The sequence below is a fragment of the Pseudomonas sp. W5-01 genome, assembly GCF_046540435.1.
Classification (GTDB): domain Bacteria; phylum Pseudomonadota; class Gammaproteobacteria; order Pseudomonadales; family Pseudomonadaceae; genus Aquipseudomonas; species Aquipseudomonas graminis_B.
The window spans coordinates 222,315-234,137 of the sequence record NZ_JAXCIP010000008.1 but is presented as its reverse complement, the minus strand read 5'-3'; the positions used below and the strand labels follow the sequence as shown (position 1 = coordinate 234,137).

Annotated in this window: 10 protein-coding genes; 1 reads left to right on the top strand and 9 read right to left on the bottom strand. The window is 61.1% G+C overall.

Annotated elements, in window-relative coordinates; translation table 11 throughout:
• Positions 1–184: 184 nt before the first annotated feature.
• The 8 genes from dctM to SLW75_RS23305 all read right to left on the bottom strand — a co-directional run bounded on the left by dctM (position 185) and on the right by SLW75_RS23305 (position 8,966).
• Positions 185–1,468 carry a C4-dicarboxylate TRAP transporter large permease protein DctM gene (dctM, locus tag SLW75_RS23340; protein ID WP_065989499.1) on the bottom strand — a complete coding sequence of 428 codons (1,284 nt, stop codon included), beginning with the start codon at positions 1,466–1,468 and terminating at the stop codon, positions 185–187.
• Complete coding sequence (locus SLW75_RS23335) at positions 1,468–2,100, bottom strand: TRAP transporter small permease (RefSeq protein WP_192134340.1); 633 nt, start codon at positions 2,098–2,100, stop codon at positions 1,468–1,470. Before SLW75_RS23335 ends, dctM begins: the two co-directional genes overlap by 1 nt.
• Positions 2,101–2,220: 120 nt before the next feature.
• Complete coding sequence (locus SLW75_RS23330) at positions 2,221–3,219, bottom strand: TRAP transporter substrate-binding protein (RefSeq protein ID WP_065989489.1); 999 nt, start codon at positions 3,217–3,219, stop codon at positions 2,221–2,223.
• Positions 3,220–3,401: 182 nt separating this feature from the next.
• Positions 3,402–4,226, bottom strand: coding sequence for an HpcH/HpaI aldolase/citrate lyase family protein (locus SLW75_RS23325; RefSeq protein WP_410935578.1), 825 nt, complete (start codon positions 4,224–4,226; stop codon positions 3,402–3,404).
• A 68-nt stretch (positions 4,227–4,294) separates the two neighbouring features.
• Positions 4,295–5,494: a CaiB/BaiF CoA transferase family protein gene (locus SLW75_RS23320; RefSeq protein WP_410935577.1), complete on the bottom strand. Its 1,200-nt coding sequence runs from the start codon at positions 5,492–5,494 to the stop codon at positions 4,295–4,297.
• A 44-nt stretch (positions 5,495–5,538) separates the two neighbouring features.
• Positions 5,539–6,888 (bottom strand): MmgE/PrpD family protein, encoded by a 1,350-nt coding sequence (locus SLW75_RS23315; protein ID WP_410935576.1) that lies wholly within the window; start codon positions 6,886–6,888, stop codon positions 5,539–5,541.
• Positions 6,889–6,898: 10 nt separating this feature from the next.
• Positions 6,899–8,062 carry an acyl-CoA dehydrogenase family protein gene (locus tag SLW75_RS23310; RefSeq protein WP_192134348.1) on the bottom strand — a complete coding sequence of 388 codons (1,164 nt, stop codon included), beginning with the start codon at positions 8,060–8,062 and terminating at the stop codon, positions 6,899–6,901.
• 64 nt (positions 8,063–8,126) lie between these two features.
• The gene (locus tag SLW75_RS23305; RefSeq protein ID WP_410935575.1) at positions 8,127–8,966 is read right to left on the bottom strand and encodes a MaoC family dehydratase N-terminal domain-containing protein; all 840 of its coding nucleotides are present in this window, start codon (positions 8,964–8,966) and stop codon (positions 8,127–8,129) included.
• Between the two features lie 133 nt (positions 8,967–9,099).
• Between SLW75_RS23305 and SLW75_RS23300 the strand changes: the two genes are divergently transcribed.
• Positions 9,100–10,011 carry a LysR family transcriptional regulator gene (locus SLW75_RS23300; RefSeq protein ID WP_410935574.1) on the top strand — a complete coding sequence of 304 codons (912 nt, stop codon included), beginning with the start codon at positions 9,100–9,102 and terminating at the stop codon, positions 10,009–10,011.
• A 116-nt stretch (positions 10,012–10,127) separates the two neighbouring features.
• Here the strand turns inward: SLW75_RS23300 and SLW75_RS23295 are convergent, their stop codons facing one another.
• Positions 10,128–11,204, bottom strand: a complete 1,077-nt coding sequence (locus SLW75_RS23295; protein WP_410935573.1) for a hypothetical protein — start codon at positions 11,202–11,204, stop codon at positions 10,128–10,130.
• Between the last annotated feature and the right edge of the window lie 619 nt (positions 11,205–11,823).

Below are 11,823 nucleotides of genomic sequence, written 5' to 3'. Positions count from 1 at the left end.
GGGACCGGAGTGAAGGAACCCTGAGGAACGAAGGGCCAAACCAGGAGCAAGCACCCTTGGTTACTTGGGGTGCTTTTCCAAGTAACTCGCCGAAGGCGAAACGTCTGCCCCTAGGCAGACGCTCTTGTCCTTAAGCTCTTGACCCAAAGCTCTTGACCTTAAGCCCATTCAGCCACGCCATTGATCATGGCATCCCCAGCCAGTTAGGCAGCGCCAGCGAGATATAAGGCACGTAAGTCACCAGCAGCAGGAACACCAGCAGGATCGACAACCACGGCAGCGCCGCTCGGATGGTCTCGCCCAGTGTCAGCCCCGTCACCGCGGACGTCACGAACAGGTTAAGCCCCACCGGTGGGTGGACCAACCCGATCTCCATATTGACCACCATGACGATCCCCAAATGAATCGGGTCAATGCCCAGTTTCATCGCGATCGGGAAGAAGATCGGCGCCAGGATCAGGATGATTGCCGAAGGCTCCATGAAGCTACCTGCGACCAGCAGCACGATGTTCACCATGATCAGGAAGCCGATCGGGGTCAGGCCTTCGGAAATGACCCAGGCGGTGATCTGCTGCGGAATCTGCTCCGTAGTCAGGACGTGGGCGAACAGCATGGCGTTGGCGATGATGAACATCAGCATGATCGACAGCCGGCCGGACTCCAGCAGCACTTTCGGACAGTCCTTAAAGCTCATGTCCTTGTAGACGAACAGCGCGATGAACGCCGAATAGACCGCCGCCACCGCCGCCGCTTCGGTGGGAGTGAACATACCGCTGTAGATGCCGCCGAGGATAATGACCAGCAGCATCAGGCCCCAAAACGCCCGTTGCGCCGTGTGCAGCCACTGGCGGAAGGTCACCCGTGGCTGGGCCGGGAGTTTCTTGACCCGGGCGACGATGTAGATCACCACCATCAGGATCACGCCGAGCAGAATCCCGGGGACCACACCGGCAATGAACAGCTTGCCGACCGACGTTTCCGTCGCGGCGGCGTAGACCACCATCACGATGGACGGCGGAATCAGAATGCCCAGCGTACCGGCGTTGCAGATGATGCCCGCGCCGAATGCCTTCGGGTAACCGGAACGCACCATGCCGGCGACCGCAATCGACCCCACGGCCGCCACGGTGGCGGGCGATGAACCGGACAACGCCGCGAACAGCATGCACGCCAGCACCGCCGCAATCGCCAGGCCGCCGCGAATGTGGCCGACGCAGGCGTTGGCGAAGTCGATCAGCCGTTGCGCCACCCCGCCGGTGGTCATGAAGGCCCCGGACAAGAGGAAGAACGGAATCGCCAGAAAGGTGTAGCTGTCGGAGGTTTCGAACAGTTTGATCGCCAGCGAACTCAACGAGTCCGGGCTGAACAGCAGGATCGAAACGGCGCCGGACAATCCCAGGGAAATAGCGATAGGCACGCCCAGGAACATGAAAACGAATAGCAGCAGGAACAGGCAGATAACGGTCATCAGTGCTGCTCCTCGGCAGGGTTGGCGAGTTTGCTCGCTTCAGCCGCTTCGTCGGCCAGACCCAGACCGGTCTGCCGGTGCGTCCAGATGCGGTAAAGGATTTCCAGGTAGCGCGCGATCACCAGAGCAAAGCCGATGGGCACGATGACGGCGATGTAGGCGACCTTGATGCCGAACCGATCAAGGTCCTCGGCACCGATGCCGGCCATGAACAGCGCTGCGACCCACTTGTAGCTGGCGACGAGGAACAAGCCGGCGTACGCCAGGCAACAGGCGCAGGCCAGCATCGCCAGAATCCGCTGCACCGGCTTGCTGGTTTTCTTGACCAGCGCGTCGACGCCCAGGTGGCCCGCCGTGCGCACGCCGTAGGAAATCCCGAAGAAGATCAGCCAGCCAAACAGGGCTTTGGTCAGCGCCACGCTCCAGGTCATGCCCTGGGCGTAACCCATCAGGTGGTCGCCGATGCCGGCGAAGAAATCGCTGCTGACGGCCCATTGATCGCTGAGGGAATAAAACAGGGTGTAGATGTTGTTCAACGCCACGTAGACGAACGTCACGAGGGTCATGGCAGCCAGCAGGAAGGCGATGATGCCCTCCTCCAGATGCTCCCAGAATCGCGTCAGCGGGTGCATAAGCATTCTCCGAACGAAGCCGAATGTAGCCGGGCATGGCGACGGCCGTGGAGGCGGATCACCCGCGAAACGGGTGGCCGCCGGGCCGTCACGGTCTGTATCGAGAAGCGAAGGAAGGGCTCAAGGCGCCTTGTTCGAATCGTCGGCAGCCTTGATCAGGTCGGCACCGATTTCTTCGGAGAACTTGTCCCAGACCGGCTTCATGGCTTCACGCCATTTCGCGCGCTGCTCAGGGGTGAGCGTCACGATTTCGCTGGTCTTGGCGTCGATGATTTTCTGCTTGGCGGTCTGGTTCAGCGCTTCGGCCTGCTTGTTCACCTCGACCGTCACCTGATCCATAATGGTTTGCAGTTCGCCACGCACGTCCGCCGGCAAGCCGTTCCAGAACTTGGAGTTGGTGATCACCATGTAGTCGATCAGGCCGTGGTTGGACTCGGTGAAGAACGGCTGCACCTCGTTGACCTTCTGGCTTTCGTAGTTCGACCAAGTGTTTTCGGTGCCGTTGACGGTGCCGGTCTGCAGGCCTTGATAGACCTCGGCGAAGCTCATCTTGCGCGGGTTGGCGTGCAGGGCGACAAATTGGGCTTCGAGCACGCTGGAGGCCTGAACGCGGAATTTCAAGCCACGGGCATCTTTCGGTTCAACGAGCTTCTTGTTGGCGGAGAGTTGCTTGAGGCCGTTGTGCCAATACGCCAGACCGTGAATGCCTTTGTCGTCCATCGCGGTCAGCAACGCCTTGCCCTGGGGACCCTGCTGGAAGCGGTCGACGGCAGCGAGGTCGTTGAACAGAAACGGCAGATCGAAGATCTGCACTTTCTTGGTGTACTGCTCGAATTTCGCCAGTGACGGCGCCAGCATCTGCACGTCGCCGAGCAGCAGGGCTTCCATTTCCTTGCCGTCGCCGAACAGCGAGGAGTTGGGGTACACCTCGACTTTGACTTTGTCTTTCAAGGCCGGGTCGGCGGCGACCATCTTCTGGAAGAGCAACGCGCCCTGCCCCTTCGGCGTGTTTTCCGCCACCACGTGGGCGAACTTGATCGTGATCGGATCAGCGGCCTGTGCAAGGCTGGCCACAGACACTGCGGCCGCGCAGAAAAGCGCTTTGGTCAGCTTCAACATCGATATCACCTTTTTATTTTTGTATGAACTTATGTTGGCAGGAGCAGGTGGAGCCCATGAGCATAGTGCAACTCCACCATGACGAAGCTCCGGTGTTTAGAGAATCTGCTTTTTTGAAAGCCGGCGTTCGGGGTTGCTGAACGCGATCCAGCTTTCCACCGGCGCCCCGGCGGCGACTGCGTTCACCCCGCCGCCAGCGCCAGCAAACGTTGGGCCCTCAGCAACACCGGCGCGTCGACCATATGCCCGTCCAGCTGAAAGGCTCCCGCCCCCTTGGCCGCCGCGCTGGCGTTGATCACCTTTTGCGCCCAGTTCAAGTCATCAGCGCTGGGGGCCAACGCGGCGTGGATCACCGGCACTTGCGCCGGATGGATGCACAACGCGCCGCCGTACCCCATGTCGTAGGCGTGGCGAATGGCGCGGTGCAAACCTTTCGGGTCGCCGATGGCCGGGTGCACACCGTCCAGCGGGGGCAGCAGGTCGGCGCCCCGTGAATGCAGTTGCACCGACATCCGCGCCTGATCCAGAAACATCTGCGCGGCGTGGGTGCCGCTGTTGAGGTTCAGGTCCAGGGCCAGGTCGAGCCCGCCGAACGACAAACGCTGGACACCGTCGGCATGGGCGATCTGCTCCAGCGCCAATAAGCCTTTGGCGCTTTCGATGATCGGCAGGACCGGTTTCCCCGTCTGCCATACCGCCGCGACGTGAGCAGCGCTTTCGACTTTCGGCAGCAGCACCCCGGCCACGCCCGCGTACTGCCGGCAAAACGCCAAGTCATCGGCATGTTCGGCATGAGTCGGCGCATTGACCCGCACCCACACCGAGGCTTGGGGGTTGTCGTTCAAGAAAGCCGCAAGATTGTCCCGGGCCTGGCGCTTGAGGGGTTCTTCGACGGCGTCTTCGAAATCAACGATGACGGCATCGGCGCCGGCTGCCAGCGCTTTGGCAAAACGATCGGGGCGACTGCCGGGGACGAACAGTGCGGAGCGGATGTTGGTGTGGGCCATGTGGGTGTCCTGAGAGTGTCCTGTAGGAAGGGATGCGCTGTGCAAAAGAGCCTTTTGCAGAACGGGCGCTAGACCACCCCGCCCGCCGCCATCCGCGCCTGGTCTTCAGCCGAAAACCCCAGCTCGCCGAGGATGCTGCCGGTGTGCTGCCCCAGGCCCGGCACGCCGTCCATGCGCGGCGTGAACGCGGTGTTGTGGCCCGGCGGCAGCAGCGACGGCAGCGGGCCGGACGGGCTGTCGACTTTGCACCATCGATCACGGGCCTTGAGCTGCGGATGGTCCCAGACGCCCTGCATGTCGTTGACCCGCGCATTGGCGATCTGCGCGTCTTCCAGACGGGCAACCACGTCATCGACGCTCAATGGGGCGAAGCCGTCGACGATGATTTGCCGCAGCGCCTCGCGGTTTTCCGAGCGCTTGAAATTCGCGGAAAAGCGCTCGTCGGTGGCCAGCGCCGGATCGAGCAGGACCTTCTCGCAGAACACCGCCCATTCGCGCTCGTTCTGCAGGCCCAGCATGATCGTGCCGCCCCCGCCGGTGGGAAACGGCCCGTAAGGATAGATCGTCGAGTGGGACGCGCCGGCCCGTGGCGGTGGGGGCGCGCCGTTGTAGGCGTAATACATCGGGTAGCCCATCCACTCCACCAGGCTTTCCAGCATGCTGACGTCGATGCGGCTGCCCTCCCCGGTCTTGTCCCGCAGCATCAACGCCGACAGAATCCCGGTGTAGGCGTACATCCCGGCGGCGATGTCGGCGATGGAGCAACCGGCCTTGGCCATCTCGTTTTCCCCGGGACCACCGGTGACCGACAAAAAGCCGCCCTCGCTCTGGATCAACAGGTCGTAGGCCTTCTTCTTCTCGTAGGGCCCGCCTTCGCCGTAACCCGAAATGTCACAGACGATCAGGCGCGGGAAACGTTCGTGCAGGGCTTCGAACGACAGGCCCATACGGGCAGCGGCGCCCGGCGCCAGGTTTTGTACCAGCACGTCGGCCTTGCCGAGCAACGACTCAAGAACGTCGCCGGCCTGGTCCTGCTTGAGGTCCAGGGTGAGGCTTTCCTTGGAGCGGTTGGTCCAGACGAAATGCGAGGCCAGGCCGTCGACGCGCTGGTCGTAGCCACGGGCGAAATCGCCGACGCCGGGGCGCTCGATCTTGATCACGCGGGCGCCGAGATCCGCCAGTTGCCGCGTGCAGAACGGCGCGGCAATGGCGTGTTCCAGACTGACGACGGTGATGCCGTCCAGAGGACGCGGGGGTTGTTGAGTCATGTTCGAAAACCTCTTCGTGCCCACCTGCAGGAGCGCGCTTGCGTTTAGATCAGATCGTTCAAATCCTGCGCATCGCGCAGCTGCCACACCCGCTGGATCAACGCCGTGCCCTGCTCCACCGTGCGTGCGCCGGAGAACGCCAGCAGGCGCTGAACCTTGTCCTCCAGCTCAGGCCGCGACAGGGTGTTGCCCGGATCGCCCTTCGGCTCATCGATGCCAGCGCTCAACACCCGGCCATCGGTGGTGGTCACGATCACCCGCCCCAGCCAGCGCGCCGGATAGGCGCCATCCACCTCCGCGTCCAGCTCCATCGTCACTTTTTCGCGGAAGGCCGCAACGTCGGCATCGCTCAGGGCCAGATCGCGGAATTCGATCAACTGCGCGCTGCCGTGAACCGCAATCAACCCGAGCACTGCGCCCATGGAAAACTTCGCCTGATGCACGGTCTGCGGCACATCGACCCGGCCGAGCACATCGATGGCGCCCTGATGAACCCGGGTGACGACCTTGGCGATCTGCCCATGGCGCAGGCCTTCGCGCTGCATCAGGTGCAGCAGGGCATCGGCCGCCGGATGGGTGTGGCGGCACGAGGCGTGAAACTTGAATGAGGTCTCCACCAGCGCCCATCGGCTGCCGAGGCGGTCGGACAGCTTGGCGGGATCGCTGTCGCTGGACATCCCCGCCGCCATGCCCTGATCGCCTTCCAGAATATTCCGTGCGCCAGTCAGGCCGTCTTCGGTGAGGTACGCCGCCAGCAGGCCATCGGCCGCCGCCTTGGCGGTGTGCAGCTGCTTGGAATCGGCTGCGTCACGGAGAAATTCCCACAGCCCGGCGGCCTGGGTGCCCGCCGTGCCCAGCAGGTTGATGAACTGCTCTTTGTCGAAATTCAGCAGCTTGCCGACGCCCACCGCAGCGGCGAGGGTGCCGACCGTCGCGGTGGTGTGGAAGATGCGGTAGTGGGAGCGGCCCATGAATTCGCCGATGCGGATGCCGGCTTCATAACCGGCAACCGACGCCAGCAGTAAATCCTGGCCGGTTTTGTCGAGGTCCTGGGCCGCTGCCAGTACGGCGGAAAACACCACCGTCGCCGGGTGCAGCACCGAGCTGTTGTGCAGATCGTCCTGCTCGACCAGGTGCGAAGACGCACCGTTGACCAGCGCGGCGAAGTACGCCGAAGTGCCGCGACCGCTCACCAGAATCTTCGCCTTGCCCTGTTGCGGGCCCATGCGTTCAGCGTAGCGCTCGAACAACGGAATCGGCCGTGCGCCCTGGCTGGCCAGCGCCGAGCCGATCCAGTCGAGGAACAGGTCTTCGGTTCGGTCCAGCACGACGCCGGGAATTTGCTCGTAGGTCAGCTCGGCGAGGAAACCCGCCAATGCCTGGGTATGGCTCATTTCGGCGTCCTCAAAAGCTGCGCGGCAGGTCGAGCAGGTGCTCGGCAACGTAGGAAAGAATCAGGTTGGTGGAGATCGGCGCGACCTGATACAGACGGGTTTCGCGGAATTTGCGCTCCACGTCGTACTCGCAGGCGAACCCGAATCCGCCATGGGTTTGCAGGCACGCATTGGCCGCTTCCCACGACGCTTTTGCCGCGAGGTATTTGGCCATGTTGGCGCTGGCACCGGCGTTCTTGCCGTTGTCGTATTCCTCGCAGGCACGCCAGCGCATCAGGTCCGCCGCTTCGATTTCGATGTGCGCTTCGGCGATGGGAAACTGCACGCCCTGGTTCTGCCCGATCGGGCGGCCAAACACCACGCGATCACGGGCGTAGGCGGCGGACTTCTCGATAAACCAACGGCCGTCGCCAATACACTCGGCGGCGATCAGCGTGCGTTCGGCATTCAGGCCGTCGAGGATGTAGCGGAAGCCCTTGCCTTCCTCGCCGATCAGGCTCTCGGCGGGGAGTTCGAGATTGTCGAAGAACAGCTCGTTGGTCTCGTGGTTGACCATGTTGGCGATAGGCTGAACGGTCAGGCCGTTGCCGATGGCGTCGCGCAGGTCAACGATGAAGATCGACATGCCTTCGGACTTTTTCGTCACCTCGGCCAGGGGCGTGGTGCGCGCCAGCAGGATCATCAGGTCGGAATGCTGCACGCGGGAGATCCAGACCTTCTGGCCGTTGATCACGTACTTGTCGCCCTGCTTCACCGCCGTGGTCTTGATCTTGGTGGTGTCGGTGCCGGTGCTCGGTTCGGTCACGCCCATGGATTGCAGGCGCAGTTCGCCGCTGGCGAGCTTGGGCAGGTAGTAGCTTTTCTGTGCGTCGCTGCCGTGACGCAACAGGGTGAACATGTTGTACATCTGGCCGTGCACGGTGCCGGAATTGCCGCCGCAGGCGTTCACCTCTTCAAGGATCACCGAAGCTTCCGCCAGGCCCAGCCCGGAGCCGCCGTACTCTTCGGGAATCATCGCCGACAGCCAGCCTTCGTCGGTCAGCGCCTTGACGAAGGTGTCCGGGAAGCCTTTCTGTTCATCGATCTTGCGCCAGTATTCGGCCGGAAACTGGGCACACAGCGCGCGCACGCCGTCACGGATGGCATTGAGGTCTTCGTTTTCGTAAGGGTTCATGGTGTCCACTCGCATCGGCCGGCGGCCACGGAATCGGCGCGCCTGGCTGTATAGAAAGAAGGGTTCAGTCAAAAACGACTTCGGCGCTCTGGGCGACGCCGGCGTCATTGCCGGCCCACAGCTGAGCCTTGCCCGGCTCGACGATTCGTCCGCCGACGCGGAATGCAGCAGGGACGTTGAGCGGGCGCACGCCGCGATAGGCGAAATGCCGCACGCGCTTGTCGGGATGGGCGCGAATGAAGGCGCGCAGGTTGAACGTGGCGATCATCGGCCCGTGCACGACCAGACCGGAATAGCCCTCGGTGTCGGTGACGTAGGGATAGTCGTAGTGAATGCGGTGGCCGTTGAAGGTCACGGCCGAATAGCGGAACAACAGCGTTGGCGTAGGCTCGATGACCTCGCTCCACTCGCCCTGATCTGGCGCGTCACCGCTGTTGAGCTTTGGCGGATTGGGCTCGCGGTAAACGATGTCCTGCTCCTCACGCACGCACAACTCGCCGTCTTGCGAGTAGTCGTGGCGCACGGTCACGAACAGCAGCGACCCGGTGCGGCCGTGCTTTTCCTCAATGTGCAAAATGGTCGACAGGCGATGGGCGTCAGCACCCACCTTCAGCGGCTGAATGAACTCGACGCGGCCACCGGCCCACATGCGGTTGCGATTGTCCGCCGGGGGCAGAAAGCCGCCACGGGCCGGGTGGCCGTCACCGCCGAGTTGCGCTTCGAACAGCGGCTCCTGGAAAAAACACCATTGCCACAGCGGCGGCAATGGATCGCCGGCAGCGGGCGTGGGCTCGCCAAAGGTGGCGGCGATGCGCTTGATCAGGTTGACGCTCAGATGATCCTGGGCTTCTTCAGTGCGGCCGATCCAGGCCGTGAAATCCACGGGTGACGCTGCAGCGCTCATGGGCGGGAACCCTCTGGGTTTGTTGTGTTGTTATGGCCCGATCATGGAAGTGCGCCGGCATTCTGTGAATTTGCATTTGCGTATAGCGGCGTTCGGGTATGCTGAACGCCTTCTGCAACGTCCGGACACGCCCATGCATTTCGACCTGGCTGACTTGCGCCTCTTCATTCATATCGGCGAATCACCGAGCCTGACCCAGGGCGCGCGCCGGGCGTTTCTCTCCCCTGCCGCCGCCAGCGCACGGATCAAGGCGCTGGAAGGTCAACTCGGCACACGCCTGTTTTACCGCGACAGCCGCGGCGTGGAACTGACCCCTGCCGGTCAGCGCCTGCTCAAACATGCGCGGCTGATCATGAGCCAGGTGGACTACCTGAAGAGTGAGTTCACCAGTTACGGCACCGATTCAGCCGGACACATTCGCATCTTCGCCAACACCACTGCCGTCACCGAGTTTCTGCCCGAAGTGCTGGCAGGGTTTCTGGCGAAACGGCCCGGCGTCACGGTGGACCTGCAGGAGCGCCTGTCCCGGGACATCGTGCGCGGCGTGCTCGATGGCAGCACCGACATGGGCATCATCGCCGGGCCGGTGGAAGCGGCGGGTTTGCAGGTCATCCACTTCAGCACCGACCGCCTGGTGCTGACCGTGCCGGTGGGCCATGAGCTGGCGGCCGAGAAAAAGATCACGTTCAAGCAAACCCTGGCGTTTCAGCACATCGGGCTGCACGAAGGCAGCACATTGCTGACTTTTCTGCGCGATCACGTGGAGCGGCTGGGGCAGAATTTGTCGTTGCGGATTCAAGTGTCGAGCTTCGAGGCCATCTGCCGGATGGTCGAAGCCGGGGTGGGCATCGGCGTGATCCCGGAGTCGGCGGCGTCGCGGCACAGCCGGACTATGAAGCTGGTGACCATCGAGCTGGACGAGCCCTGGGCGGTGCGCGAACGGAGCATTCTGGTCCGCGAACTGGACGCCCTGCCGGGGGTGGTCAGGGCGTTGATTGCGGTGCTGCTGCCCGACAACATAGCCCCGCAAACACCGATCCTGTAGCCGCACGGCTTGTCGGCGGCGGCCTTGACGACACCGGCGCCGGCAAGCCGGACGACTGCAACGCGACGCGCTACGTAATTGCGGTATGCCGTGGATATCTCGCCGATGAGTACGATTCAAGTCACGACAATTTTTATAGCGTTAGCTAAGTAAACTGACATGTAATGAAGCCGATTAGCGCCAAATCTCCAGTCCACTACGTCACCTGCGGGTATCGTGCCGGGTTCCACGAACCCTGTCTTAAAAAACTCAACCCTCATCGTAGTACCGGGATTACCGTAGAGGCCAGCCCCATTTCTATTACCAGGTCCAGCCTCACAAATTGTGCCACCCTCATCAATTAGCTTGAAACCGATACCGGGTACATTAGTTGGATATATTGCTGAATAGCGCCACGGCTGAGCGCCGATTTTATTCTCCATAAAAGTGGAGGTTGTCTCGGTGGCTCTGAATCGCGTTTCCGCGCTCGGATCTCCATCAGGAGTCGAGCCTAAACGGGTACCTGGACTCGTACTGTTACTCACTACTATTTCACCCGAACTAAAAGTGCACCGGTACCACGATGTTCTAAATCCTTCAACAAAATAGGGGTTTCCAACTAACGAATCATTAGTAATTTCAAAAACCATCTCGGGCGAATTCACCGTGTTCGTCGCACCCACTGGCACGACCGTATACGACACCCGAACACGCTGATTAATGTTGCTAGTTATATATGTTTTCGGAACGATAAAGCTTACATCCCCTGAACTTCCAGCCAGCTTGGTTTCAGAGGTGGAGCCTCCTGCTCCATTCCAGCTCATTGTCACCTGGTCTCCCGTTTCCATCCCGGGATATTTAACAATCACAGTCGCAGAATTGATGCTTTTCAAGAGATTTAACGAGTTGCCAAAGCCAGTCCCACTGTCCATGAAAACCTCAACGACACCCGGCGCAGTCAGTTGCAGCGCGTCGCGTATCGTCAGGTCCCACGAATTACTGCGCAGGGCATCGAGCCTCGCCGTAAAATGATGATCGCCTTTGGCGAGGGAGGAGGCGGTATATTGCCATGCTCCATCGACGACCGGCGCTGTTCCCACTTTTACATCACCGTCATATATATCCACTGTTGTTGAAGCCATCCCGGCGGTGCGAGAGGCCAAGCCTGCTGCCGGATTTCTGACAACCTCGCATAGAGTGTTTTCGTCTGTCATCGTATTCACCTAAACGTTTGGATGATTGCTGTTATTGAAAGTTAACCCTGTCATATCAGGCAGCTGCGTACGGACGACTCAAAGCACGGATATCCTGTTGGCGCCGGTCAAGTTGATGGAGATGTTATGCGGGCAATTACCACCGAAGTATTCGTGAAAAAATCACCCGCTGGAATGAAGCCAGCTTTCACTGGCCCGATCTTTGTAGAACTCAATCCTCAGGGACCATCCACATTGTCAGCCATCTGTTTTCTCCAGAATCAGACAGCTCAACGCGTTGACCCACACTTCCGAAAACCGATATCGACACATCTGCTACGACCTTTCCGTCCAAGGTAATTTCATAAGCTAGGTGTGGCTACTGTCAAATATGACAGCAGCCACAGAATTGCCAAGCCCGAGCGATTGCGAATGAACCGAATAATCAGGGGGTTAATCCACAACAGGCGCTTTCGAAATAACCACTATTTCGAAACGGTCTGAGGCCCTACGCTTTCCACGACAATCACGTGCAGGTGGGAGGTCCAAGGGGATGAGTGGTGAGTCCTGCAAAAGGCGCCAGGTATCGACCACACCTAAAACCCTGGGCGCCTCGGGCAATAATCGGCGGAAGGTTGAA